This is a genomic window from Pseudomonas sp. B329, assembly GCF_023127835.1.
GTDB lineage: Bacteria > Pseudomonadota > Gammaproteobacteria > Pseudomonadales > Pseudomonadaceae > Aquipseudomonas > Aquipseudomonas synxantha_A.
On the sequence record NZ_SPKP01000007.1, the window covers coordinates 50138 to 74588 of the forward strand.

26 protein-coding genes and 1 tRNA gene are annotated in these 24451 nt (G+C 58.6%); 22 read left to right on the forward strand and 5 right to left on the reverse strand.

Annotation, left to right across the window (positions count from 1 at the left end):
• Positions 1–34: 34 nt before the first annotated feature.
• From E4P00_RS04570 to E4P00_RS04580, 3 genes are read right to left on the reverse strand one after another with little or no spacing between them, the layout of a single operon-like run.
• Positions 35–613 (reverse strand): cob(I)yrinic acid a,c-diamide adenosyltransferase, encoded by a 579-nt coding sequence (locus E4P00_RS04570; RefSeq protein ID WP_005790941.1) that lies wholly within the window; start codon positions 611–613, stop codon positions 35–37.
• 2 nt (positions 614–615) lie between these two features.
• On the reverse strand, positions 616–2652 hold the full coding sequence (locus tag E4P00_RS04575) for an ATP-binding protein (RefSeq protein WP_216092044.1): 2037 nt from the start codon (positions 2650–2652) through the stop codon (positions 616–618).
• 46 nt (positions 2653–2698) lie between these two features.
• Positions 2699–3616 (reverse strand): putative 2-dehydropantoate 2-reductase, encoded by a 918-nt coding sequence (locus E4P00_RS04580; protein ID WP_216092043.1) that lies wholly within the window; start codon positions 3614–3616, stop codon positions 2699–2701.
• Between the two features lie 123 nt (positions 3617–3739).
• On the opposite strand from E4P00_RS04580, the gene E4P00_RS04585 reads away from it, so the two are divergent.
• On the forward strand, positions 3740–4225 hold the full coding sequence (locus E4P00_RS04585) for a YajQ family cyclic di-GMP-binding protein (protein ID WP_003193880.1): 486 nt from the start codon (positions 3740–3742) through the stop codon (positions 4223–4225).
• A 136-nt stretch (positions 4226–4361) separates the two neighbouring features.
• Entirely contained in the window at positions 4362–5204 is an 843-nt protein-coding gene (locus E4P00_RS04590) for a mechanosensitive ion channel family protein (RefSeq protein ID WP_248130782.1), read from the forward strand.
• A gap of 181 nt (positions 5205–5385) precedes the next feature.
• Here E4P00_RS04590 and E4P00_RS04595 read toward each other — a convergent pair whose 3' ends face one another.
• Positions 5386–6681 carry an OprD family porin gene (locus E4P00_RS04595; protein ID WP_032879697.1) on the reverse strand — a complete coding sequence of 432 codons (1296 nt, stop codon included), beginning with the start codon at positions 6679–6681 and terminating at the stop codon, positions 5386–5388.
• A 739-nt stretch (positions 6682–7420) separates the two neighbouring features.
• Between E4P00_RS04595 and E4P00_RS04600 the strand changes: the two genes are divergently transcribed.
• Positions 7421–7846: an HIT domain-containing protein gene (locus E4P00_RS04600; RefSeq protein WP_248130785.1), complete on the forward strand. Its 426-nt coding sequence runs from the start codon at positions 7421–7423 to the stop codon at positions 7844–7846.
• 3 nt (positions 7847–7849) lie between these two features.
• A complete protein-coding gene (locus E4P00_RS04605; protein ID WP_005790924.1) occupies positions 7850–8056 on the forward strand; it encodes a SlyX family protein in 207 nt (68 codons plus the stop codon).
• 72 nt (positions 8057–8128) lie between these two features.
• Here E4P00_RS04605 and E4P00_RS28965 read toward each other — a convergent pair whose 3' ends face one another.
• Entirely contained in the window at positions 8129–8731 is a 603-nt protein-coding gene (locus tag E4P00_RS28965) for a cold-shock protein (protein WP_005790922.1), read from the reverse strand.
• A gap of 428 nt (positions 8732–9159) precedes the next feature.
• Between E4P00_RS28965 and E4P00_RS04615 the strand changes: the two genes are divergently transcribed.
• The 18 genes from E4P00_RS04615 to E4P00_RS04700 all read left to right on the forward strand — a co-directional run bounded on the left by E4P00_RS04615 (position 9160) and on the right by E4P00_RS04700 (position 24428).
• Positions 9160–9633, forward strand: coding sequence for a Dps family protein (locus E4P00_RS04615; protein WP_003193874.1), 474 nt, complete (start codon positions 9160–9162; stop codon positions 9631–9633).
• A gap of 181 nt (positions 9634–9814) precedes the next feature.
• Entirely contained in the window at positions 9815–10168 is a 354-nt protein-coding gene (locus E4P00_RS04620) for a ribbon-helix-helix domain-containing protein (RefSeq protein WP_032803701.1), read from the forward strand.
• A 170-nt stretch (positions 10169–10338) separates the two neighbouring features.
• Positions 10339–10560: a zinc ribbon domain-containing protein gene (locus E4P00_RS04625; RefSeq protein WP_003193872.1), complete on the forward strand. Its 222-nt coding sequence runs from the start codon at positions 10339–10341 to the stop codon at positions 10558–10560.
• Between the two features lie 108 nt (positions 10561–10668).
• Positions 10669–12444 (forward strand): aspartate--tRNA ligase, encoded by a 1776-nt coding sequence (gene aspS, locus E4P00_RS04630; RefSeq protein WP_248130787.1) that lies wholly within the window; start codon positions 10669–10671, stop codon positions 12442–12444.
• 136 nt (positions 12445–12580) lie between these two features.
• Positions 12581–13327 carry a YebC/PmpR family DNA-binding transcriptional regulator gene (locus E4P00_RS04635; protein ID WP_032879699.1) on the forward strand — a complete coding sequence of 249 codons (747 nt, stop codon included), beginning with the start codon at positions 12581–12583 and terminating at the stop codon, positions 13325–13327.
• 171 nt (positions 13328–13498) lie between these two features.
• Positions 13499–14023 (forward strand): crossover junction endodeoxyribonuclease RuvC, encoded by a 525-nt coding sequence (gene ruvC / locus E4P00_RS04640; RefSeq protein WP_076949748.1) that lies wholly within the window; start codon positions 13499–13501, stop codon positions 14021–14023.
• Between the two features lie 67 nt (positions 14024–14090).
• Positions 14091–14702 (forward strand): Holliday junction branch migration protein RuvA, encoded by a 612-nt coding sequence (gene ruvA, locus E4P00_RS04645; protein WP_003175802.1) that lies wholly within the window; start codon positions 14091–14093, stop codon positions 14700–14702.
• Positions 14703–15761, forward strand: a complete 1059-nt coding sequence (gene ruvB, locus E4P00_RS04650) for a Holliday junction branch migration DNA helicase RuvB (protein WP_005790907.1) — start codon at positions 14703–14705, stop codon at positions 15759–15761.
• Positions 15762–15901: 140 nt separating this feature from the next.
• Positions 15902–16357: a tol-pal system-associated acyl-CoA thioesterase gene (gene ybgC, locus E4P00_RS04655; protein WP_248130789.1), complete on the forward strand. Its 456-nt coding sequence runs from the start codon at positions 15902–15904 to the stop codon at positions 16355–16357.
• Between the two features lies 1 nt (position 16358).
• A complete protein-coding gene (gene tolQ, locus E4P00_RS04660) occupies positions 16359–17054 on the forward strand; it encodes a protein TolQ (RefSeq protein WP_003193865.1) in 696 nt (231 codons plus the stop codon).
• Between the two features lie 23 nt (positions 17055–17077).
• Positions 17078–17530, forward strand: a complete 453-nt coding sequence (gene tolR / locus E4P00_RS04665) for a protein TolR (RefSeq protein WP_161793227.1) — start codon at positions 17078–17080, stop codon at positions 17528–17530.
• Complete coding sequence (gene tolA / locus E4P00_RS04670; protein WP_005790902.1) at positions 17530–18603, forward strand: cell envelope integrity protein TolA; 1074 nt, start codon at positions 17530–17532, stop codon at positions 18601–18603. The genes tolR and tolA overlap by 1 nt, the downstream gene beginning before the upstream one ends.
• 17 nt (positions 18604–18620) lie before the next feature.
• The gene (tolB, locus tag E4P00_RS04675; RefSeq protein WP_032803700.1) at positions 18621–19901 is read left to right on the forward strand and encodes a Tol-Pal system beta propeller repeat protein TolB; all 1281 of its coding nucleotides are present in this window, start codon (positions 18621–18623) and stop codon (positions 19899–19901) included.
• A gap of 55 nt (positions 19902–19956) precedes the next feature.
• Complete coding sequence (gene pal, locus E4P00_RS04680; RefSeq protein WP_003193861.1) at positions 19957–20457, forward strand: peptidoglycan-associated lipoprotein Pal; 501 nt, start codon at positions 19957–19959, stop codon at positions 20455–20457.
• Positions 20458–20463: 6 nt separating this feature from the next.
• A complete protein-coding gene (gene ybgF / locus E4P00_RS04685) occupies positions 20464–21294 on the forward strand; it encodes a tol-pal system protein YbgF (RefSeq protein ID WP_056791158.1) in 831 nt (276 codons plus the stop codon).
• Between the two features lie 164 nt (positions 21295–21458).
• On the forward strand, positions 21459–22106 hold the full coding sequence (gene queE, locus E4P00_RS04690) for a 7-carboxy-7-deazaguanine synthase QueE (RefSeq protein WP_014719712.1): 648 nt from the start codon (positions 21459–21461) through the stop codon (positions 22104–22106).
• 123 nt (positions 22107–22229) lie between these two features.
• Positions 22230–22305 (forward strand) — tRNA-Lys (locus E4P00_RS04695).
• 398 nt (positions 22306–22703) lie between these two features.
• Positions 22704–24428, forward strand: coding sequence for a ShlB/FhaC/HecB family hemolysin secretion/activation protein (locus E4P00_RS04700; RefSeq protein ID WP_282443175.1), 1725 nt, complete (start codon positions 22704–22706; stop codon positions 24426–24428).
• The last annotated feature ends 23 nt before the right edge of the window (positions 24429–24451 follow it).

Here is a 24451-nt window from a genome sequence, read left to right on the forward strand (position 1 = left end):
TCCCGATGAGGTCTTGCCAGTCACCCGATAAATCTCAGTGTGGCTTGGCAGCCGCCTGCCACAACACTTCAGCAACACCTTGGCGCCGGGCAATCACCCTGGCCGCCACAAACAGCAAGTCCGACAACCGATTGATATACGCCAATCCCACGCCTTCCAGCGGCTCCAGCGCATTCAGGTGCTGACACCGCCGCTCCGCACTGCGCGCCAGGCTACGACACACATGGGCTTGGGCGATCAACGCCGAGCCGCCAGGCAGGATGAAGTTCTCCAGCGGCCCAACCTCCTCATTCCAGCGATCAATCGCCGCTTCCAGCCGATCCACTTCCGCCGCATTCAATGCCTTGTACACCGGCATCGCCAGCTCGCCGCCCAGGTCGAAAAGGCGATGTTGGCAAGGTGTGAGCACCTCAATCACATCCATTAGCGCCGGATGCTTACCGCTTTGCTCTTCAAGGTTGGCCAGCAGCAAGCCCAACTGGCTGTTCAGCGTATCCACCTCGCCAATCGCCTCCACGCGTGGGTGGTCCTTGGGCACGCGGCGGCCGTCGCCGAGGCCGGTCTCGCCCTTGTCGCCGGTACGGGTGTAGATCTTCGACAGGCGAAAGCCCATGGTCAGTGCTCCAGTTGGGTAAGTTCAGTGGGGGGCAATTGGCTGCCGGCAAGCGGCAGGCGCAAGGTAAAGCACGTGCCCTGGCCCAGGGTGGAATGCACTTCCATCTGGCCCTTGTGGTTGTTGGTAATGATGAAATACGACACCGACAGCCCAAGCCCGGTGCCCTGGCCGATTTCCTTGGTGGTGAAGAACGGCTCGAACGTGCGTTTGCGCACGTTTTCGCTCATGCCGATGCCGTTGTCTTCCACCTGGATTTCTGCCCACGGCGGGTTGAGGCGGGTGCGCAGGATAATGCGCCCCGGTTCGCTGTCGTCTTCACGCAGGTGAATGGCCTGGGCGGCGTTCTTCAGCAAATTGAGCAGCACTTGTTCCAGCTCGTTGGCGGTGCCGGGCACGGGGCCCAGTTGCGGGTCGAACTGGCGGATGATCGCTTGGCCCTTGAAGTCGAAGCCGATGGTGAGGTCGAAATCGTTGCCGGCAATTTCCACGGCCTGGTCGATCAAGGCCGGCAAGTCGCAGGGGGCCATCTGGCGATTACTGCGCCGGCTGAAGCTGAGCATGTGGGTGACGATTTTCGCGGCGCGGGCGCCAGCTTGCTGGATGCCGTCGAGCAACTGCGGGACTTCGCGGCCTTGCAGGTAGCGATTGACCGTGTCCAGTTCAATCCCCACTTGTTCGGCGAGCTCCAGGTTCTTGGGCAGGTCGGGGGACAGGCGGCGGCGAATGTTCTGCACGTTATGCAGGATGGCGCCCAGAGGGTTGTTGATCTCATGGGCCATACCGGCTGCGAGGCCGCCGACCGAGAGCATCTTCTCAGATTGCACCATCATTTCTTCCAGGGACAGGCGCTGGGTGATGTCGTCGATCCGGATCACCACGCCGCGCCCGGCACCGCCCATCAATGGATAGAACGTCAGGGCGTAATGCTTGGGCTCGTCGTCCTTGATCCAGGTGACCCGTTCTATCCGCTCCACCGAGTGTTGCTCCACCGTTGCCTTGATTTGTGGCAGGTACGGCTTGAGGGGCTGGAAGGCCAGAAAGATCGGCTGGTTCAGGGCTTCGTCCAGGCGCGTGCCGGAGAGAGCAGTGGCTTCCTGGTTCCACTGAGTGACGTAGAGCTGTTCATCCAGGGCGATCAGCGCCGAGGGCATCGAGTCGATGATGCTGTTGAGGTAGTTCTGGAAACCGGTGAGTTTTTTCTCGATCTTGCTGCGCACCTGAACTTCCAGTTCGAGCTTGCGGTTGGTATGCCGGGTTTCTTCGGCCAAACCCTGGGCCTGGTCGTAGGCGGCCTGGGAGTCGTCGCGGGCGCGCTTGAGTTGCTGCTCGCGGGCTTCGATACGCGACAGCATGGTGTTGAAGGCTTCGGCCAGGCTGCCGATTTCATCATGGTTGCCGGGCCCTGCGCGCAGGGCGTAGTTCTCTTCGCGGGTGACCTGGCGCGAAAGCTCTTCCAGTTCATGGATGGGGCGGGTAATCAGGCGTTTGATCTGCCGGGCGATGACCAGCCACAGCAACACACTGAAGATCAGGATGCCCAGGCTCGCGGTCAGCGTGCCGGTATAGAAGGCCATCGGCAGCTCACTTGTGGCCACCAGCAACAAATGCCCGGAAGGCTGGTTGCCACGGGGCAGGGTGATGACCTGGTTGCTGCGAAACTCGGTAACACGCCACGCTTCAATATGCCGGTAGTGGTCCGGCAGGTGCAGGCGGTCGCCGTGTTGCATCTGCGCCAGGCGGTTGCCTTCGCCGTCATACAGGGCGGCGGCGCGCAACGGTGAATAGCTGGTCAGTTCGTTGAGCAGTGCCTCGGCCTTGGCCGGGGATTCAAGCGCCTGTGCGGCAAGCGACGGGTTGGACACCAGCCGACCGATGGCCTGCAAGGCCTGGGGGGCCATGCTTTCCTGGGAGATCCAGTAAGCAGCGCTGATAAACGTCAGGTTGGCCACCAGCAATACGGTGGTCAACAGTACTAGCAGGGCCGCCAGCAGTTTCTGTCCTACCGGTAGATTTTCAAGACGCTGGCGCAATGGCATCAGGGTTTTCCCAGGTGATAGACAGGTAGGCAGGGTAGCGCGTGCCTCAGTCGCTGGCCAATCCGCGTGCGAGCAAATGCGTCACCAGGCGCGTGTGCACCTGTTGCAGATGCGGCACTGCCAACTGATGGCGGGCCGCGGCCTGGCAAGCGTAGCCCAGCAGGTAGCTGATCTCGGTACGTCGGGCGTTGGCGACGTCCTGGTACATGGAGGAATAGTTGGCGGCGGTGGCCTGGATCACTCGCTCGACTTCGCTGTGCAAGTCCTGTGCAGCCGCAGGCTGGCCGCAGCGCTCCAGCAGTTCGGCCAGCTCGGCGCAGAGCGTGGCGACCTCGCAGTGGTGGGCGCTCAAACCGCCGTTGCGGCAGTGATACAGCACGGTCAGTGGGTTGATGGCGCAATTGAGCGCCAGCTTGCGCCACAGGCGCGTGAGGATATCGCTGGCCCAATCGTGGGGAATGCCGGCTGCTTGCAGGTCGTCCAGCCACAGCGGTGGCGTGGGGTGGCTCGCATCCCCCAGCCAGGTGTAGCCATGCCCGGCAAACACCACCCGCCAGTCGCCTTCGCGAAACGCACCTTCAGTACTCGAGGCAAAGATACAGCGGGCCGACGGCACTTGTGCAGCCACTGCGTCCTGGCTGCCGAGGCCATTTTGCAGCAGGATCAGTTCGGCGTCGGGCGCCAGTCGATGTTGCAACTGGGCGATAGCGCTTTGGGCGTCGTAGGCTTTGCATGCGACCAGCAGGCGATGAATCGGCTCCAGGCTGTCAGGCGCTTCGCCGACTACCGGGTAAGTCTGTTCCACACCGTGCTCGACCAGGGTCAGCCCTTGGCCAGCTCGATAGTCGGCAAGGCGTGCCTCATTGCGCAGGATCAGCCTGACGGGCACCCCCGCGCGCGCCAGCCGCGTGGCCCACAGGGTGCCCAGGCTGCCGGCGCCAAGAATATGCCAGGGGGTCGACATCAGTGTGTGCTCCATAAGGTCGCCAGCGGTGAACGGCGCGAAAGAACCGCTATAATGCCCCGGAATTTTAGCTCGGGCGCGCTCCATCTCTACTGAGCCCGCCCCTTATATTGGAGAAATCACATGCCTTCGTTCGACGTGGTATCTGAACTGGACAAACACGAAGTCACCAACGCCGTCGAGAACGCCGTCAAGGAACTGGACCGTCGCTATGACCTGAAAGGCAAGGGCAGCTTCGAATTCAAGGAAAAGGAACTGACCGTCAACCTGACCGCTGAAGCCGATTTCCAGCTGGAAGCGATGATCGAGATCCTCAAGCTGGCCCTGGTCAAGCGCAAGATCGACGTGCAGTGCCTTGAAGTCAAGGACGCCTATGCTTCCGGCAAGCTGATGAAGCAGGAAGCCGTGCTCAAGGAAGGCATCGACAAGGAACTGGCGAAGAAGATCGTCGCCCACATCAAGGACGCCAAGCTCAAGGTCCAGGCCGCCATTCAGGGCGAGCAGGTTCGCGTCACCGGCAAGAAACGCGATGATCTGCAAGAGGCTATTGCGGCCCTGCGTGCCAAGACTTTCGATATGCCGCTGCAGTTCAATAACTTCCGCGACTGATGGCACTTTGGGGAACCTGTGGGTGTTTTTGACGTCCCACGCCCCAGAATCAGTGCCTACAATTGAGCCCTTCGGGGCTCAATTGCGTTTTCAGGCAGTCAATAGAGCCCTATCGCCGCACCACAGGAGAAAGTAGATGGATTTGAACGCTGAAATGGATCACCTGATCAAGACCTCTCAGTCTTGGATCCCCATGATCATGGAATATGGCAGCCGGGTATTACTGGCAGTGATCACCCTGGCCATTGGCTGGTGGCTGATCAATGTCTTTACCCATCGTGTAGGCCGTTTGCTGGCCGTGCGCAACGCCGACCTGGCGCTGCAGCACTTCGTCACCAGCCTGGCGAACATCGCACTGAAAGTCATGCTGATCGTCAGCGTGGCTTCGATGATCGGCGTGGCAACCACCTCGTTCGTCGCTGCCATCGGTGCGGCAACCCTGGCGATCGGCCTGGCATTGCAGGGCAGCCTGGCGAACTTCGCTGGTGGTGTGCTGATTCTGCTGTTTCGTCCGTTCCGCATCGGTGACTGGATCGAAGCGCAGGGCACCTCGGGTACCGTCGATAGCATCCAGATCTTCCACACCGTGATCCGTACCGGTGACAACAAGACAGTGATCGTGCCGAACGGCATCCTGTCCAACGGCATCATCACCAATACCAACCGCCAGCCGACCCGCAAGGTGGTTTTTGATGTGGGCGTGGACTACGAGGCCGACCTGCAAAAAGCCCGTGAAGTGTTGCTGGAGCTGGCCAAAGATCCCCGCGTGCTGGCTGATCCTGCGCCTGTAGCGGTGGTATCGACCCTGGGCGACAGCTCCATCACCGTTTCGCTGCGCTGCTGGACCAACACCCCGGATTATTGGGACGTGGTGTTTATGTTTAATGAACTGGCACGTGACCGTTTGAAAGCGGCAGGGATTGATATTCCGGTTCCACAACGGGTTATTCGCGTGATGCAGGAAAGTGCGCCGAAATAACTTGGCGTACTGCTATCGAAGTTGGCCGAAAGGTCAGCTTTGATAAACTAGTTACTTAGCTTGCTAGTTGTTTTGTTGTTTGAAACAAAACTGCAATAAAAAAGCCGCTCCCTGTTAAACGCAGGAGCGGCTTTTTGTTTAAGGCCGAAGCCTCAAGCCATCGTTGTAATTAAACCGGCAATTACAAGATGTTCAGCGGGTACTGTGCGATCAGACGCAGTTCGTCCAGAGACGGCGATCCGTAGACGTTATCCGAGGAGCGATAAGTCGCTTGACGTAGACGTAGGCTCAGATCTTTGGCCGCACCGCTTTGGATCACATATTTAGCCTCGATATCGCGCTCCCACTCTTTGCCGTTGCTAGTGAGGTTGGTGTTGGCGCCGCTACCTGTTACGTAACGAGTCATGAAGCTCAGGCCAGGAATACCAAAGGTCGCCATGTTGATGTCGTAGCGAGCTTGAAACGACTTCTCGCCTTCAGCGTTGAAGTCGGAACGGGCGATGGAGTTGGCCAGGAAAACCGTGCCGCCGCCGTCTACGCCGTAGCCATACTGGCCGTCGCCGCTGACCTTTTGGGCTGCGAGGGTAAAGGTGTGAGCGCCAATGGTGTACGCACCTTGCAAGCTGAACGCACGGTTGTCGAGTTTGGTAGTACCGTCTTTATCAGCACGTACCAGGCCTGCGCCGTCGCTCTTGGTGTCGTAGATGTTGAAATCGACCGCCACGGACTGGTCATCGCTAAGCGCATGAGTCCAGTTCACGTTGGCGTAGAGCTTCTTCCAGTAGTCTTCGACCTTCGAGTAGTAGAGGCTGGTGGTGAACTCTGGAGTCCAGGCGTAAACGCCACCCACGAAATTGGCGTCTCGCAGGCCGCGGCTTGAGCCTGGCTCGGAGCTGGAGATACTGTCCCTGTAGGTTTGGTCCTGAGCAACAATCGACGTGAAGTGACCGGCTTCCAGTTTCAGGTCTTTGATTTCGTTGCTGGTGATGGAGATGCCTTGCGGCAGTTCCGGCAGCAAGCGGCTGTCATCCGAGGCAAAGACGGGGGCGGTAGTGTATTGATCGCCGACTTTCAGCACTGTGTTAGAAATGCGAAATTTTACTGCGGCGCCACCTTTAGAGTATTCATCCTGCGCGCGGCCATCGGAGCCGTTAGGGAACAGTCCAGTGTTCGCGCGGCCCTTGCCGCTGTCCAGTTTGATGCCCATCAAGCCGATGACATCGACACCGACACCGATGGTGCCTTGGGTGTAGCCCGAGCTGAATAGGCCGTGGAAACCTAGGCCGGTCTCTTCACGACGGCTCTGGCCGGAATCGTTGTTACGGAAGTCACGGCTGAAATAAAGGGTACGAGTCAGAATGCTGGCCGTACTGTCCTCAATAAAGCCCTTGGAATCGTCCTGGGCGGACGCCATTGCGAACTGCGAGGTGCCTGCTGAAACAGCCAGGGCGATCATGCTCCACTTCATCACGCGCATCGTGATTTGCTCCTTTGGTTTTAGGAAGAGTACTGCCGTCCCACCTGTATTTTTATCTGGGCGGCTCTTTCTTTTTTTGCCGGCGCAAAGTTATCTCACGCAGGCTCTATTGACGATACTTACTCAATTATCCTTTCAGCTTCTTTACGAGGCTGTCGTAAATCGCTAGATCCATGTCGCAAATTCACAGCCAGAAATGTATCCAGGCTGACAACTTCAATGCTGTTTTCAGACTTCTTTCAAAGTTTGAACACTTCCTTGATACACACTGAAACGCCACTACTTTTATCGCGAAACACCTGCTTCCAGACGGGTGCCGTTGCCGACGATACGGGGGTGAATGCAACAAGCGTGCTCAAACCGGCGACCGAATGTCATTTTTTCGTGAAAGGCGTGATGGGAATGTAAAAACCGCATAAGCACGGGCCTTTTACGCCGTTTGGTTTGGGCTCGGCGCCCAGGGTGCTACCACTCTTTGGTGCTACGCAAAACCTGCGCTTGGGTAAAACGTTACCGGTTCACCCCTCTCAGTGGGTAATTGGCGGATCCCTTTGACGCACCAGTGGGTCATTTTGGTGCGTGCTGTTGAGGCCCGGTCTAGCGTAGATCAACTGTTTTTCTGCCTCCAAAAGGTGCATTTTTACCCGCCTGCCTCAACAGTGCCAGGATTGGCCGTGAAGCCTCAGACGTTCAAAGGTATGCTGGGCGCCTGTCCCGACCTGCCGAACGGAGTGCCCACGTGTTCGCCTTAGATCAACGCCTGCAACAAGACACCTTGGCCATTGGGGACTTCCCGCTCTGTCGCCTGCTGCTGTCCAATGACGCCAATTACCCCTGGTTCATTCTGGTGCCACGCAAAGACGGTATCAGCGAAGTGTTTCAACTGGATGTCGCAGATCAACAAACCTTGTGGCAAGAAACGACGGCCCTGGCGCAATTGCTTAACGAAGGGCTGGCCGCTGACAAGATGAACATCGGTGCGCTGGGTAACGTCGTCAGCCAATTGCATGTGCATGTGATTGTGCGCAAACGCGATGACGCCGCCTGGCCGGCACCGGTGTGGGGCAAGCACCCGGCCCGGCCCTATACCCAAGAGCAAGTGGCGGCGATTCGCGCTCGATTGCGTGCGCTGTTGCCTGCCGACTTCATCTTTACCCAGGACTGAATCATGGACCTGCAAGAGCGCGTTACCGACCTGGAAAGCCGCCTGGCTTTCCAGGACGACACCATCGAGACCCTCAACGACATCCTGGTCACACAGCAGCGGGCGGTTGAACGCCTGCAATTGCAAATGACGGCCTTGCTCAAGCGCCAGGAAGAAATGGGCGGCCAGTTCGAGTCATCCGAAGAAGAAGCGCCGCCGCCGCACTATTGAATGTGCAGGCAATAAAAAACCGCGATCCAGCCAACGCTGGATCGCGGTTTTTTTTGCTGCGAAGGCTTGGGATCAGCGACGCGGCAGGGCAGCGATTACATCTTCGGCTTGCAGGCCCTTGTCGCGGTTCATCACCGAGAACTCCACGCGCTGGCCTTCGACCAGCACGCGATGGCCTTCGCCACGGATAGCCCGGAAGTGGACGAAGATATCGTCGCCCGAATCGCGGGAAATGAAGCCGAAGCCTTTGGAGGTGTTGAACCACTTGACGGTACCGGTATCCCGGTTGGTCATGTCGTAGTTTTGCGACGCGGCCGCCGGAGACGAACGGTAGAAGCTGATGGCCAGGTGAAGAACAATGGCAACCACAGCAATCACCAGGCTGAGCAGGATAGCCGGATGGCCACCCACTTCAGGCATAGGCGCCAAAAGGGTGAGGGTTTGAACAACAACAGTCAGCACCAGCAGCGCACTGACCAGGTTTTGCAGTTGATGACGCGTGCCTTTGTTCCAGTAAGGGATTACCGGTGCGAGCGTCAGGTTAAGAAGGCCGAACAAGGCCAGGTACAGAGCGTCATGTTGTTGCAGGTAGGGCAGGCTTTCAGGCTGCAGGCTCGGGATAAAGGACAGCAGCAAAGCTGCAACGCCCGTTAGCAGGTGGACGATTTTCAACATTTTGATTAACTCACGTTAAGACGGATCACAAGGAAGAGCTGACTGGCACGGTTCGCTTCTGAACAATGGGAGGCGTTGAGCACGTGCGCGGGTATCAGCCTATGTGAAGTGCCGCAGGAATAAACGGCAGCCACACGGCGTCTATTTAACAGCAAAGGCTGTGCCTACTCAAATCAAGCATTTCGGGGTGTTGCGACGGCAACGGCATTTGTGCAGCAAACGCTTGTCCTAGACAGGTGCAGGATTTTTTGGCGGGCGTTGCGAGACCGTTCCTACGGCTAAAAAGGCTTGCCAATTCGCGAGTTGCAAGCGATGCGGGGCGATTTGCCGCAGGTCGCCTGGGTGTGACGGGCTGCATGCGGCTCGCTCTCTTGCTAGAGTGGTCCTGCACCTGATCAATGAATACTCGTCAATTGAAGGGGAAAAACATGGCAATCGATATTGGTATCAGTGAAGAAGACCGTAAGTCCATCGTCGACGGACTTTCACGACTGCTGTCCGATACCTATGTTCTGTATCTGAAGACCCACAACTTCCATTGGAACGTCACAGGCCCCATGTTTCGTACGCTGCACTTGATGTTCGAGGAGCAGTACAACGAATTGGCGCTGGCGGTGGACTCCATTGCCGAGCGCATCCGTGCCCTGGGCTTCCCGGCACCGGGCGCCTATTCGATCTACGCCCGCCTGTCTTCGATCAAGGAAGAGGAGGGTGTGCCGAGCGCCGAAGAGATGATCAAGCAACTGGTGGCCGGTCAGGAAGCGGTTACGCGTACCGCCCGAGGCATCTTCCCGCTGCTGGACAAGGTCAGCGATGAGCCGACGGCCGACCTGTTGACCCAGCGTATGCAGGTACACGAGAAAACCGCGTGGATGCTGCGTTCGCTGCTCGAAAACCAGTAACCGTCAAACCCGGGCGGCGCTGTTTCAGCGCTGCCTGCTTGTTTCCCTGCGCTTCCTGGCGTTGTCCTACGACTAACGACTCCCCGTCTTCTGGCTGCTGCACGCTGGGTGCTGTTTTATAGGCCCATCGTTCAATGGGAGAAGCCCATTGGCTGCTGTTTGGCAATGGAGTGTCGGGTGTATGTCACGTGGAATGGGTAAAGGAGTGATGGAAACCTGTGGTTTTCACAAGATAAAGGTCGACCCTTTTGCAAAAGGGTTCGATATGGGACTGGCCAAGCCGTTGTCGCGGTCGGTCAGGCTCAATGGGTTTTCGACCTGCCTGCGGCTTGAGCAGATCTACTGGAACATCCTGACGGAGATCGCCAGGATCAATGCCTGTTCGGTCAGTGCCTTGTTGTCCTATGTCGATCGGGAAGTGCATTTGCGTTACGGAGGCGTGAAGAACTTCAGTGGGCTGGTGAGGGTGGTGTGCGTGGTTCACGTGCTCAAGGGCCGGGTTGCTCCCGCCGCTGAGGGCACCTTCGCGTCGTAGCCCGGCGGCCCTGGGCCCGGCCTTCATCCTTGTGGGCCGGCCCCGGGGCAGAAAGCCGGCTGCGCTGTGTCGATTTACCAGATATAATCCCGCGCTTTGCTGCGCATGCCGGGGCTTTATGCACAGGGCAGGGCGTGGCGCTGTAACGATCTGATCGCCGAGACATCTCCATGCCCATGTACGACTATCAATGCGCTTCCTGTGGTCACCAGTTGGAAGCCATTCAGAAGATCAGCGCAGCGCCGCTGGTCGATTGCCCTGCCTGCCAGGCACCTGAGTTGAAGAAGATGTTGTCCATGCCGGGCTTCCGCCTGAGCGGCAGCGGCTGGTACGAGACTGATTTCAAGACCGGTGCCAAGAAGAACCTGGCCGGCGGCGACAAAGCAGACTGAGTTGAACTCTACGCGCAGGCTCCTGCATTATCCGTCCCCTGCTTTAATGTACGGTGACGAGGCGGGCCTGCCACCGAATTTCGAATTACGAGAAGTGAAACCACGACCATGATGCGCAGCCACTATTGCGGCCAACTGAACGAGACCCTGGAAGGTCAGGAAATCACCCTTTGCGGATGGGTTCACCGTCGCCGCGACCACGGCGGGGTGATCTTCCTCGATATCCGTGATCGCGATGGTCTGGCCCAGGTAGTGTTCGACCCGGACCGCGCCGAGAGCTTCGCCGCCGCCGACCGCGTGCGCAGCGAATACGTCGTCAAGATCACCGGCAAGGTTCGCCTGCGTCCTGCCGGTGCCGTGAACAAGAACATGGCGTCCGGCGGCATTGAAGTGCTGGGCTATGAGCTGGAAGTGCTGAACGAGTCGGAAACCCCGCCGTTCCCACTCAACGAATACTCCGACGTTGGCGAAGAAACCCGCCTGCGCTACCGCTTCCTGGACCTGCGTCGTCCGGAAATGGCCGAGAAGCTGCGCCTGCGTTCGCGCATGACCACCAGCATCCGTCGTTTCCTCGACGAAAACGGCTTCCTCGACGTCGAAACGCCGATCCTCACCCGGGCTACCCCGGAAGGCGCGCGCGACTACCTGGTGCCTAGCCGTACCCACGCCGGCAGCTTCTTCGCCTTGCCGCAATCGCCGCAGCTGTTCAAGCAACTGCTGATGGTGGCCGGCTTCGACCGTTACTACCAGATCGCCAAGTGCTTCCGTGACGAAGACCTGCGCGCTGACCGCCAGCCGGAATTCACCCAGATCGACATCGAGACCAGCTTCCTCGATGAAAAAGAGATCATGGGCCTGACCGAGCAGATGATCCGCAACCTGTTCAAGGAAGTGCTGGACCTGGAGTTCGGCGAATTCCCGCACATGACCTTCGAAGAAGTCATGCGCCGCTACGGTTCCGACAAGCCAGACCTGCGTAACCCGCTGGAACTGGTGGACGTGGCCGACCAGCTCAAGGATGTCGACTTCAAGGTGTTCAGCGGCCCGGCCAACGACCCTAAATGCCGCATTGCTGCCCTGCGCGTACCTGGCGGCGCGAGCATGCCGCGCAAGCAGATCGACGACTACACCAAGTTTGTCGGCATCTATGGTGCCAAGGGCCTGGCGTACATCAAGGTCAACGAGCGCGCCAACGGCGTTGACGGCCTGCAATCGCCGATCGTGAAAAACATCCCTGAAGCCAACCTGAACACGATCCTCGATCGCGTCGGTGCCGTTGACGGCGACATCGTGTTCTTCGGCGCCGACAAGGCCAAGATCGTCAGCGAAGCCCTGGGCGCGCTGCGTATCAAGCTCGGTCACGACCTGAACCTGCTGACCTGCGAATGGGCACCGATGTGGGTCGTCGACTTCCCGATGTTCGAAGAGAACGACGACGGCAGCTTCAGCGCGTTGCACCACCCGTTCACCGCGCCGAAGTGCTCCCCGCAGGAGTTGGAAGCCAACCCGGCAGGCGCACTGTCCCGTGCCTACGACATGGTGCTCAACGGTACTGAGCTGGGTGGCGGTTCGATCCGTATCCACCGCAAAGAGATGCAACAAGCGGTGTTCCGCCTGCTGGGCATCAACGAAGCGGAACAGGAAGAGAAGTTCGGCTTCCTGCTCGACGCCCTGAAATACGGCGCGCCACCGCACGGTGGTTTGGCGTTCGGCCTGGACCGTCTGGTGATGCTGATGACCGGCGCCCAGTCGATCCGTGAAGTGATCGCCTTCCCGAAAACCCAGAGCGCTGCGGACGTCATGACCCAGGCCCCGGGTGTGGTGGATGCCAAGGCGTTGCGCGAACTGCACATCCGTCTGCGCGAGACGCCGAAGGCTGAGTAAGGCTGCAGCGTGAAAGCGCGATAAGGTTGTACGCAGTCAAAAAGGCGCATCTTCGGATGCGCCTTTGCGTTTAAAAGAGGGAAATCCCGCCGGGGGCGGGATTGATAAGGTTTCTAGAGAATTTCGGAGTTGTGTTATGGCTGGCCATTCCAAGTGGGCGAACATCAAGCACCGCAAAGAGCGTCAGGATGCCAAGAAGGGCAAGATCTTCACCAAGTGGATTCGCGAACTGACCGTCGCAGCCCGTCAGGGCGGCGGTGACCCGGGCTCTAACCCGCGTCTGCGCCTGGCGCTGGACAAGGCGCTGGGTGCCAACATGAGCCGCGACATCATTGACCGCGCCGTGGCTCGTGGTGCCGGTGCGGCCGACACCGACGATATGGTCGAACTGACCTATGAAGGCTACGGCCCGGGCGGCGTGGCGGTGATGGTCGAGTGCATGACCGATAACCGCAACCGCACCGCCGCAGCCGTGCGCCACGCGTTCAGCAAATGCGGTGGCAACCTCGGCACGGATGGTTCGGTGGCTTACCTGTTCGAACGCAAGGGGCAGATCACCTTCGCTCCTGGCACCGATGAAGACGCGCTGATGGAAGCCGCGATGGAAGCGGACGCCGACGACGTGGTCACCAACGAAGACGGCTCTATCGATGTGTTTACCTCGTTCGCCAGCTTCTACGCCGTGCGTAATGCCCTGCAAGCTGCTGGTTTCAGCGGCACCGACGCGGAAATCGTGATGCTGCCGACCACCAGTGCCGAGCTGGACCTGGAGGGGGCGCAGAAGGTGTTGAAGATGCTGGATATGCTTGAAGACCTGGATGATGTGCAGAATGTGTATTCGAATGCCGACATCCCTGAGTCTGTGGCCGAACAGCTCACTTAAGAACGATGAATATCCCAATGTGGGAGGGGCTTGTGTGGGAGGGGGCTTGCTCCCGATGGCGGTGGGTCAGTCACAAATGTACTTACTGACACTCTCTCATCGGGAGCAAGCCCCCTCCCACATTAGAGTCTCTGTGTATCAAAAAATGTGTTTATCCAACTCGCAGGCGTTATGACTTTAATCCTAGGTATCGACCCCGGTTCGCGCATCACCGGTTTTGGCGTGGTGCAGCAGACCCCGCGCGGCTGCATCTATGTTGCCTCGGGCTGCATCCGCACCGGCGCAGGGGAATTGGCCGAGCGGCTGCAGATCGTCTATCGCGGCGTACGTGAAGTCATCCAGACCTACGGCCCGATCACCATGGGCATCGAAAAGGTCTTCATGGCCAAGAACGCCGATTCGGCGCTCAAGCTTGGCCAGGCCCGGGGTGCAGCTATCGTGGCAGGCGCCGAAGAGGGCATGGAAATCGCCGAATACACCGCGACCCAGGTCAAACAGGCCGTGGTCGGCACCGGTGCAGCCAACAAGGAACAGGTGCAGATGATGGTCATGCACATGCTCAAGCTCACTTCAAAACCGCAGATCGACGCCTCCGACGCCCTGGCCATCGCCATTTGCCATGCACATACCCGTTCCAGCCTGCTGCCTCACGGCTTGGGAACGGCACGTAGTCGTGGCGGGCGGCTGCGTCTCTGATAGCATCAGCGCATTGGTTATTTGCGGTCAGGCCCTGATCTGACCCCCAGCTTTAAGGATCTGAACCGTGATTGGACGCTTGCGCGGCACCCTGGCCGAAAAACAGCCGCCGCACCTGATTCTGGATGTGAATGGGTTGGGTTATGAGCTGGAAGTGCCCATGACCACGTTGTACCGCTTGCCGTCGGTCGGCGAGCCGATAACCTTGCACACGCATTTGGTAGTGCGTGAAGACGCGCAACTGCTCTATGGTTTCATCGGCAAGCGCGACCGCGATTTCTTCCGCGAGCTGATTCGTCTCAATGGCGTGGGGCCCAAATTGGCCCTGGCGTTGATGTCGAGCCTGGAAGTGGATGAGCTGGTACGTGCCGTTTCCGCCCAGGACACCTCGGCCTTGACCAAGGTGCCGGGTGTGGGCAAGAAGACCGCCGAGCGCTTGCTGGTGGAACTCAAGGACCGTTTCAAGGCCTGGGAAGTTGTACCGAGCATGTTCGCCCTGGTGCCGAACCAACCGGATATGCCGGCAGGGCAGGTCGCCAGTGCCGAAAGCGATGCGGTCAGTGCGCTGATTTCCTTGGGCTACAAGCCCCAGGAGGCCAGCAAGGCGGTATCGGCCATCAAGGACAAGAACCTGAGCAGCGAAGACATGATCCGCCGAGCCCTGAAGGGAATGATTTAAGTGATTGAAGCTGATCGTCTGATCGCGGCCACCGGCCCGCGTGACCGTGAAGAAGTCCAGGACCGGGCCATCCGCCCCCTGAGCCTGGCCGAATACATCGGCCAGCCTACCGTGCGCGAGCAGATGGAGCTGTTTATCCAAGCCGCGCGCGGGCGCAGTGAGTCCCTGGACCACACCCTGATCTTCGGCCCGCCGGGTTTGGGCAAGACTACCCTGGCCAATATCATCGCCCAGGAAATGGGCGTGTCGATCAAGTCCACCTCCGGCCCGGTGCTGGAGCGTCCCGGTGACCTGGCAGCGCTGCTGACCAATCTTGAACCCCATGACGTACTGTTTATCGACGAGATCCATCGGTTATCACCGATTGTCGAAGAAGTGCTGTACCCGGCGATGGAAGACTTCCAGCTCGACATCATGATCGGCGAAGGCCCGGCAGCCCGTTCGATCAAGCTTGACCTGCCACCTTTCACCCTGGTGGGCGCGACCACGCGTGCGGGTATGCTGACCAACCCGCTGCGAGACCGTTTCGGCATTGTTCAACGTCTGGAGTTCTATAGCACCGCTGATCTGGCGACCATCGTCAGCCGTTCGGCGAGCATCCTTGGCTTGCCCCTGGACCCGGAAGGCGCCTTTGAAATCGCCCGGCGCGCCCGCGGCACGCCACGTATCGCCAACCGTTTGCTGCGCCGCGTGCGCGATTTTGCCGAAGTGCGTGCCAAAGGGCACATCACCAAGGCGGTCGCGGACCTGGCCTTGAACCTGCTGGACGTGGACGAGCACGGCTTCGATCACCAGGACCGACGTCTACTCTTGACCATGATCGAGAAGTTCGACGGTGGCCCGGTCGGCGTGGACAGCCTGGCGGCGGCTATCAGTGAAGAGCGCCATACCATTGAGGATGTGCTGGAGCCGTACCTGATCCAGCAAGGCTATATCATGCGTACACCGAGGGGCCGGGTGGTGACGCGCCATGCCTATTTGCACTTTGGGCTAAACATTCCGTCACGATTGGGCGAGATGCCTGCGGTAGACGAATTCCTTGATGCAGTGGACGATTAAAAAGCTGACGCCGGACGATTTATCTGAGCTTTGTGCTGTCCCAGTGTCTGGCGTCGTCATTTGAGTCACTGCAAAAGCGTTCAGGAATGAAAAAACAGTTGTCCAGCCGGATTGGCAACCTGAGGAGTAAGCACTAGAGTATGCGCGCGCAAAACGGGGATCAGTCGTTCGCACATCGCTGTCGCGTTTATTACGAGGACACCGATGCCGGCGGCATCGTGTATTACGTCAACTACCTGAAATTCATGGAGCGGGCTCGAACCGAGCGGCTACGGGAGCTGGGCTTTGCCCAATCCACGCTGGCAGGGGAGGACCTGTTATTCGTCGTGCATTCCAGCGATGCGCGTTATCACGCACCGGCGCGACTGGACGATGAATTGCTGGTCAGCGCTGAGGTCATCGAATTGAACCGTGCCAGCCTGCGATTCAAACAGCAGGTCAGGCGGGCAACGGATGCAACGCTGCTCTGTGAGGGGCAGTTCCTGGTGGCATGTGTACGCACCAACAGTTTGAAACCTCGGGCCATTCCCGAAACTCTACGCGCGGCCTTTGCCGCCGTGAGCGGCGCGGGTAAACAATCAAAGCAGGAGATTTAGCGTGGAACCTACCGTCGTCGACCATTCCTCCATGTGGAGCCTGGTCAGCAATGCCAGTGTCGTGGTTCAACTGGTCATGCTGACCCTGGTAGCCGCATCGGTTACCTCTTGGGTCATGATTTTTCAGCGCAGCAACATGCTGCGCGCCGGTCGACGTGCCCTGGAGAGCTTCGAAGAGCGCTTCTGGTCGGGTATCGACCTGTCCAAACTGTACCGCCAGGCCGGCAGCAACCCGGACCCGGATTCGGGCGTCGAGCAGATCTTCCGTGCCGGTTTCAAGGAATTCTCGCGCCTGCGCCAGCAGCCGGGTGTCGACCCTGAAGCGGTGATGGAAGGCGTGGCCCGTGCCATGCGCGTGGCCATCTCCCGCGAAGAAGAGAAACTCGAGCAGGGCCTGCCGTTCCTCGCCACCGTCGGTTCCGTCAGCCCGTACATCGGCCTGTTCGGTACCGTATGGGGGATCATGAACTCCTTCCGCGGCCTGGCCCAGGCCCAGCAAGCCACGCTGGCCACCGTGGCCCCGGGTATTGCCGAAGCCCTGATCGCCACCGCGATCGGCCTGTTTGCCGCTATCCCCGCAGTAATCGCCTACAACCGTTTTGCCGCAACCAGCGAAACCTTGATCGGCCGTTACTACACCTTCGCCGATGAATTCCAGGCGATCCTGCACCGTAAAGTGCACACCAGCGAAGAATAAGCAGGTAATTCCCAATGGCTTTAATCGCTCGAGCTCGCAAAAAGCGCAAGCCGGTCGCCGAGATGAACGTAGTGCCCTACATCGACGTGATGCTGGTGCTGCTGGTGATCTTCATGGTGACCGCGCCGATGCTCAACCAGGGCGTGAAGGTTGATCTGCCCAAGGTTTCCAGTGAAGCCTTGCCGCAGGACAACAACACGCAGGTCCTGACCATTTCGATCAAGGCTGACAAGACCTATTACTGGAACCTTGGCAGCGAAGTCGACACCCAGAAGCAGCAGGACAAGGCCCTGACTTTGCCGGCGATGACCGATGCGGTGACCAAGATCATTCGCTCCGGCAACGAAGGCGGCAAGCACACTCAGGTATTTATCCGCGGCGACAAATCGGTCGACTACGGCTCCGTCATGGGTGCCATGGGCGGGCTGCAGAAAGCCGGCGTCGGTAACGTTGGCTTGATTACCGAGGCGCCCTGATGCAGCAACAGCGAGAGCCGTCCGCCTCGGAAAGCTACTTCTGGCCTGGCGTGTGGGCGATAGCCCTGCACGTCCTGGTGTTCGGCATGCTGTTTGTCAGCTTTGCCATGACCCCGGACCTGCCGCCAGCCAAGCCGATCGTGCAGGCGACCCTGTATCAGCTGAAATCGAAAAGCCAGGCCACCACCCAGACCAATCAGAAGATTGCAGGTGAGGCCCAGAAGTCGGCTGCGCGCCAGACTGAAGTCGAGCAGATGGAACAGAAGAAGGTCGAGCAGGAAGCGGTGAAGGCTGCTGCGGAACAAAAGAAAGAAGAGGCGGCTCAAAAGGCCGAGGAATCGAAAAAGGCCGACGAAGCCAAGAAAGCCGACGAGGCGAAAAAGGCTGATGAAGCCAAGAAAGCCGAGAAAGCTGCCGAAGCCAAAAAGGCTGAAGAGAAACAATTGGCTGATATAGCCAAGAAGAAATCTGAAGAAGAAGCCAAGAAGGCTGCCGAGGAAGAGGCCAAGAAAAAGGCCGCTGAAGAAGCCAAGAAAAAGATAGTCGAAGACGCGAAGAAGAAAGCCGCCGAAGACGCCAAGAAAAAAGCTGAAGCAGACGAGGCGAAGAAGAAAGTCGCCGACGAAGCGAAGAAGAAAGCTGCCGCCGACGCCTCCAAGAAAAAGGCCCAGGAAGCAGCACGCAAATCCGCCGAAGAGAAAAAGGCCCAGGCCCTGGCAGATTTGCTTTCCGACACGCCGCAGCGTCAGCAAGCCCTGGCCGATGAACGTGGTGATGAAGTCGCGGGCAGTTTCGACGATCTGATTCGAGCGCGGGCAGCGGAAGGCTGGACACGTCCACCTTCGGCACGCAAAGGCATGACAGTAGTGCTGCAGATCGGCATGTTGCCGGACGGTACGGTGACTTCGGTCAGCGTGGCCAAGTCCAGTGGTGACGGTACGTTCGACAGTTCAGCGGTTGCCGCAGTCAAGAATATTGGCCGGTTGACCGAGATGCAGGGAATGAAACCAAGTGACTTCGCTCCCTATCGTTCATTCAAGATGACATTCACACCTGAGGATCTAGCCTTGTGAGAAACCTTCTTCGAGGAATGCTTGTCGTTATTTGCTGTATGGCAGGGATAGCGGCGGCGGATGAAAAGAACATCCTGGTAACCAGCGGCAGCGATCGGGCTACTCCGATTGCAGTCGTACCCTTCGGTTGGCAGGGCGGCAGCGTGCTGCCGGACGACATGGCCCAGATCGTCAGCGACGACCTGCGTAACTCCGGTTACTACGCGCCGATTCCCAAAGGCAACATGATCAGCCAGCCCAACCAGGCCAGCGAAGTCGTGTTCCGTGACTGGAAAGCCGTGGGCGCGCAGTACGTGATGGTCGGCAACATCACGCCGGCCGGTGGTCGCCTGCAGATCCAGTACACGTTGTTCAACGTGGCCACCGAGCAGCAGGTCCTGACCGGCAGCGTATCGGGTACCGCCGAGCAACTGCGCGACATGGCCCACTACATCTCGGACCAGTCGTTTGAAAAGCTCACCGGTATCAAAGGGGCGTTCTCGACGCGTCTGCTGTATGTCACGGCTGAGCGTTTCTCTGTAGACAACACCCGCTACACCCTGCAACGTTCGGACTACGACGGCGCACGTGCAGTGACCTTGCTGCAGTCCCGCGAGCCAATCCTGTCGCCGCGCTTCGCGCCGGACGGCAAGCGTATTGCCTACGTATCGTTCGAACAGCGTCGCCCGCGTATCTTTGTGCAGCACATTGATACGGGTCGTCGCGAGCAGATCACCAACTTTGAAGGCCTCAACGGTGCGCCAGCCTGGTCGCCGGATGGTTCGCGCCTGGCTTTCGTGCTGTCCAAGGACGGCAACCCGGATATCTACGTGATGAACATGGCCTCGCGCCAACTGAGTCGCGTGACCAGCGGCCCGGGCATCAACACCGAACCGTTCTGGGGTAAGGATGGTTCGACCATCTACTTCACCTCCGACCGTGGCGGCAAGCCTCAGGTCTACAAGGCAAACGTGAACGGTGGTGGTGCTGAGCGTGTGACCTTTATCGGTAACTACAACGCCAACCCCAAGCTTTCGGCCGATGAAAAGACGTTGGTGATGATCCACCGTCAGGATGGTTTCACTAATTTCCGGGTTGCGGCCCAGGATTTGCAGCGTGGAACGGTAAAAATCCTTACAGACACCAACCTTGATGAGTCAGCCACTGTTGCGCCCAACGGCACCATGGTAATCTACGCCACCCGCCAGCAGGGCCGGGGAGTCTTGATGCTCGTGTCCATCAATGGACGCGTAAGGCTCCCACTTCCTACCGCACAAGGCGAAGTCAGAGAACCATCCTGGTCCCCTTACCTGAACTGACGCGGCGCTACAAAAAGAAGTACTTAACACACTGGGGTTCATTAGGAGTTTCACGATGGAAATGCTGAAGTTTGGTAAGTTTGCTGCTCTGGCTCTGGCTCTGTCCGTAGCCGTTGGTTGCTCCTCTAAAGGCGGCGACAATGCCGGTGAAGGCGCTGCTGTTGATCCAAACGCTGGTTACGGCGCCAACACTGGTGCGGTCGACGGCTCCCTGAGCGAAGAAGCTGCTCTGCGCGCTATCACCACTTTCTACTTCGAATACGACAGTTCGGACCTGAAGCCAGAAGCCATGCGCGCTCTGGACGTTCACGCAAAGGACCTGAAAGCTAACGGCGCTCGCGTTGTTCTGGAAGGTAACACTGACGCCCGTGGTACTCGTGAGTACAACATGGCACTGGGCGAGCGTCGTGCGAAAGCCGTTCAGCGCTACCTGGTACTGCAAGGTGTTGCTCCAGGCCAACTGGAACTGGTTTCCTACGGTAAAGAGCGTCCAGTTGCAACTGGCAACGACGAACAGTCGTGGGCTCAGAACCGTCGCGTCGAACTGCGTAAGTAATTCGTCATGCGAACGTGCCGTCGTGCTCTGACTGTATTGGCTCTCAGCTTCGCACCGCTTGCGGTGTGGGCTGCGGTTCCTGTAACGGATAGCAACTCAGGCTATAACAATAGCGGGAGCAGTTATCCGCCAGCAGGTTATGGCACGAACGGCGCCTATGCGGGGGGAGCGGCTACGTCCGCTCCCTCGGCACAGGGCGAGCTGTTCAACCAGCTGCAACGCATGCAGGATCAATTGGCGCAGCAGCAAGGCACCATTGAAGTTCTGCAAAATGAAGTGCGTCAGCTGAAGCAAGAAGGCCTGGAGCGTTACCAGGATCTTGATCGTCGTATTGGAGCCGGTGTTGCACCTGCCGCTACTCCTGATAATTCTTCTGCCGGTGGCGCACCCAGTGCCGCTGCCGGTGGCGCCGCAGCGGGGGCCGCTGCTGCCGCCCCTGCCGCCAGCAGCGAGCCGGGTGATCCAGCGAAGGAAAAACTGTATTACGATGCAGCCTTCGACCTGATCAAGGCCAAGGATTTCGATAAGGCCAGCCAGGCCTTTACCGCTTTCCTGCGCAAATACCCCAACAGCCAGTACGCAGGCAATGCCCAGTACTGGTTGGGTGAGGTTAACCTGGCAAAGGGTGATTTGCAGGCGGCTGGCCAGGCTTTTGCCAAGGTCAGCCAGCTGTACCCCAAGCACGCCAAAGTTCCGGATTCGCTGTACAAACTCGCTGACGTAGAGCGCCGACTGGGTCACACCGACAAGGTCAAAGGCATTCTGCAACAGGTGGTTGCCCAGTATCCGGGTACCTCCGCCGCGCAGTTGGCCCAGCGGGACCTGCAACGCTTGTAAGCAGTGCAGCCCGTTTAGAAGAAACCCGCGCTTGTCGCGGGTTTTTTCGTTAGAATCCACGCCCTTTTATGAAACACGCTTCCTGGGGTTGACGCGTTGGCGCAATCCCTTGAAGTGCCTGACGGAGGCGGACAGCCTGTTTAGCTGTTACGCCCGTGGCGACTATGCAAGACACATTACGTATTACCGAAGTCTTTTACTCGTTGCAGGGTGAAACGCGCACTGCTGGCCTGCCCACCGTATTTGTACGGCTCACCGGCTGCCCATTGCGCTGCCAATACTGCGACAGCGCCTACGCTTTCAGCGGCGGCACCGTGCGCACCCTCGACGACATCCTGGAACAGGTTGCCGGCTACCGGCCGCGCTACGTCTGCGTGACGGGCGGTGAGCCATTGGCGCAACCCAATGCCATCCCACTGCTCAAGCGCCTGTGTGACGCCGGCTACGAGGTCTCACTGGAAACCAGCGGCGCCCTGGACATCTCTGCGGTCGACCCGCGCGTCAGCCGAGTGGTTGACCTCAAGACCCCGGACTCCAAGGAAGCCCACCGCAACCGCTACGAGAACATCGACTTGCTGACGGCCAACGATCAGGTCAAGTTCGTCATCTGTTCCCGTGACGACTATGACTGGGCGACTTCCAAGCTGATCCAGTATGGTCTTGAGCGTCGCGCGGGCGAGGTGCTGTTCTCGCCCAGCCATCACGACCTCAACGCTCGCGACCTGGCGGACTGGGTAGTGGCCGACAACCTGCCGGTGCGCCTGCAATTGCAGTTGCATAAATACCTGTGGAACGACGAGCCGGGCCGCTGATCCGGCGGCTGTGAGAGGCGTTCTACCCACCGAATTACCGTTCAAATGCGTTTTTTCTGATTTATTTCAAATAAGGTGTTGAATAATCCTTAGAAATCAGTATTATACGCGCCACCACACAGCGGGTCGTTAGCTCAGTTGGTAGAGCAGTTGGCTTTTAACCAATTGGTCGTAGGTTCGAATCCCACACGACCCACCATTTTTGGCGGTTTAGAAAATCCGGAAGGCCCACACAAGTGAGGATTTCCGGGTTTTTTTTTGCCTGTCATTTGGCCTGTCCGAGTCGACCTTGGGTCAGCGGCTGCTCAGATTCCCGTTGTCGTCCAGACATTCCTTAAATCAATCAAATACTCATACGCGAACCGGTGTTGGCCGAATAGTCCGATCGTTTGTGTGCGTGTTGAATGTCTATCAAATCTGATACCGCTGGTCGGAAAATCCTTCAAGATTTCATTCAGTATTTATTCTTTTTTAATATTTTCGTTAAAAATCATAATGTTAGTAGTTTGTAGGAAATTTCCTAAAGTTTAGTCAGTTTATTGGCGCGCCATTCCCGCGATGTTAGTTTGCCATCCTTCGTCACGCGTTGGATCGAACATGTCTGCCTCACTGCCACGGACTCGGTATTCACTGAGCATTGCCCTGCTTGCCTGCCTCGCTTCCCACTGCGTGATGGCGGCAACCCTGCCGGGTGATCAGGACCTGATCCGCGAACGCCAAAACCGCCTGTTGGAAGATCAACAGCGCCGCCTTGAGCAGCTCAAGGAACTGCCTGGCAAAGAGGCCCGGCCCGAAGCGCCGGCAGCTCCGGTGGACAGCCGTTGCTTTCCGATCCAAACCATTGAACTCCAGGGTGCCGACCACCTGCCTGCCGCTGAACGCGAGCGTCTACTCAAGCCTTACACTGGTCAATGCCTGGGCGTCGCACAACTCAACGCCCTGCTCAAAGACATCACCAACTACTACATCGACAAAGGCCTGGTCACCAGCCGCGCCTACTTGCCGCAGCAAGATATGTCCAAAGGGCATCTGCAAGTTCTGGTGGTGGAAGGCAAGCTTGAAGGCTTGAAGGGCGCCGACAGCAGCAAGCTGTCGGACCGCGAACTGGCCATGGCCTTTCCCGGCAAAAGCGGCGAGATATTGAACCTGCGGGAAATCGAACAGGCTGTCGACCAGCTCAATCGTTTGCCGTCCAATCAAGCCCAAATGGAACTGACGCCCGGCGATGCGGTGGGCGGTAGTTCGGTGCTGGTGAAAAACAACCCGCAGAAGCCTTGGCGTGCCAGCCTGTCGCGTAACAACGATGGCCAGAAAAGCACCGGCGAGCAGCAGTGGGGCACCGGCTTTGAATGGGACAGCCCGCTGGGCCTGGCCGATCAGCTGATTTTGCGCGGCGGCCATGACGCCATCAGCGACCACCAGAAAACCGCCAAGAACGCGATGCTTTACTACAACGTGCCCTGGGGCTGGTGGAACTTTAGCTACAGCTACAACGAGAGCGACTATCGCTCGATTGCCCAAGGCGACGGTTTCAATTTCAAGCAAACCGGCGATAGCCAAAACCACCAACTGCGCGCTGAACGGGTGATCCACCGCGATGCCGTGAGCAAGACGTCGGTCAACGTCGGCCTGTCCCACCTGCGCACCAATAACTACATCGAAAGCAGCCGTATCAGACAGAGCAGTAATCGCCTCAGTGAACTGCAGCTGGGTATTAACCACGGCCGACGTATCGGCAGTGCGTTCGTCAACTTCGATATCGGTATGCAAAACGGCATCGGTGCCTTCGATGCCCAGAGCAACGATCAACAGCGCGACCGGCAAGGCAACCTCACCCCCACCCCGGACTACCGCAAATACACCGCCACCGTCAGCTACCTGCAGCCGTTCAAGCTGTGGGGTGAGTCGTTCAGTTTCACCAGCCTGGCCACCGGGCAGCGCAGTGAAGATGTGCTGTTCAGCCCTCAGCGTTTGAGCCTCGGGGGCTCCTCGTCGGTGCGCGGGTTCAAGGACCAGCAACTCTATGGCGACAGCGGCGGCTACTGGCGCAATGACCTGCGCTGGAGTCGCCCGGTGACCCTCGGTTGGCTGCGCCCGGTGTTCGGTGAATACGGCGCCAGCGTCGGCTATGACCAAGGCGTGATCCGTAACGGACGCTACAACCGCGAAGAGCACGGCCGAGTCTCGAGCAACTCGCTTGAGTTGTTCGCCCGCGGCCAACACGTCAGCACCAGCGTGACCTTTGCCCACTCGCTGGAACGACCGGCCGCGTTGCTTGAGCGCGAAACGCCGATCTATTTCCGCATGGATTTTTTCCTGTAATTCAACGCCTAGTTGCATCGAGA

What these genes read in the sequence shown, in the direction of transcription:
- E4P00_RS04570 (WP_005790941.1), bottom strand. Translation starts at nt 613, where the DNA reads ATGGGCTTTCGCCTGTCGAAGATCTACACCCGTACCGGCGACAAGGGC.
- E4P00_RS04575 (WP_216092044.1), bottom strand. Translation starts at nt 2,652, where the DNA reads ATGCCATTGCGCCAGCGTCTTGAAAATCTACCGGTAGGACAGAAACTG.
- E4P00_RS04580 (WP_216092043.1), bottom strand. Translation starts at nt 3,616, where the DNA reads ATGTCGACCCCCTGGCATATTCTTGGCGCCGGCAGCCTGGGCACCCTG.
- E4P00_RS04585 (WP_003193880.1), top strand. Translation starts at nt 3,740, where the DNA reads ATGCCTTCGTTCGACGTGGTATCTGAACTGGACAAACACGAAGTCACC.
- E4P00_RS04590 (WP_248130782.1), top strand. Translation starts at nt 4,362, where the DNA reads ATGGATTTGAACGCTGAAATGGATCACCTGATCAAGACCTCTCAGTCT.
- E4P00_RS04595 (WP_032879697.1), bottom strand. Translation starts at nt 6,681, where the DNA reads ATGCGCGTGATGAAGTGGAGCATGATCGCCCTGGCTGTTTCAGCAGGC.
- E4P00_RS04605 (WP_005790924.1), top strand. Translation starts at nt 7,850, where the DNA reads ATGGACCTGCAAGAGCGCGTTACCGACCTGGAAAGCCGCCTGGCTTTC.
- E4P00_RS28965 (WP_005790922.1), bottom strand. Translation starts at nt 8,731, where the DNA reads ATGTTGAAAATCGTCCACCTGCTAACGGGCGTTGCAGCTTTGCTGCTG.
- E4P00_RS04615 (WP_003193874.1), top strand. Translation starts at nt 9,160, where the DNA reads ATGGCAATCGATATTGGTATCAGTGAAGAAGACCGTAAGTCCATCGTC.
- E4P00_RS04620 (WP_032803701.1), top strand. Translation starts at nt 9,815, where the DNA reads ATGTCACGTGGAATGGGTAAAGGAGTGATGGAAACCTGTGGTTTTCAC.
- E4P00_RS04625 (WP_003193872.1), top strand. Translation starts at nt 10,339, where the DNA reads ATGCCCATGTACGACTATCAATGCGCTTCCTGTGGTCACCAGTTGGAA.
- aspS (WP_248130787.1), top strand. Translation starts at nt 10,669, where the DNA reads ATGATGCGCAGCCACTATTGCGGCCAACTGAACGAGACCCTGGAAGGT.
- E4P00_RS04635 (WP_032879699.1), top strand. Translation starts at nt 12,581, where the DNA reads ATGGCTGGCCATTCCAAGTGGGCGAACATCAAGCACCGCAAAGAGCGT.
- ruvC (WP_076949748.1), top strand. Translation starts at nt 13,499, where the DNA reads ATGACTTTAATCCTAGGTATCGACCCCGGTTCGCGCATCACCGGTTTT.
- ybgC (WP_248130789.1), top strand. Translation starts at nt 15,902, where the DNA reads ATGCGCGCGCAAAACGGGGATCAGTCGTTCGCACATCGCTGTCGCGTT.
- tolA (WP_005790902.1), top strand. Translation starts at nt 17,530, where the DNA reads ATGCAGCAACAGCGAGAGCCGTCCGCCTCGGAAAGCTACTTCTGGCCT.
- tolB (WP_032803700.1), top strand. Translation starts at nt 18,621, where the DNA reads ATGCTTGTCGTTATTTGCTGTATGGCAGGGATAGCGGCGGCGGATGAA.
- pal (WP_003193861.1), top strand. Translation starts at nt 19,957, where the DNA reads ATGGAAATGCTGAAGTTTGGTAAGTTTGCTGCTCTGGCTCTGGCTCTG.
- ybgF (WP_056791158.1), top strand. Translation starts at nt 20,464, where the DNA reads ATGCGAACGTGCCGTCGTGCTCTGACTGTATTGGCTCTCAGCTTCGCA.
- queE (WP_014719712.1), top strand. Translation starts at nt 21,459, where the DNA reads ATGCAAGACACATTACGTATTACCGAAGTCTTTTACTCGTTGCAGGGT.
- E4P00_RS04700 (WP_282443175.1), top strand. Translation starts at nt 22,704, where the DNA reads ATGTCTGCCTCACTGCCACGGACTCGGTATTCACTGAGCATTGCCCTG.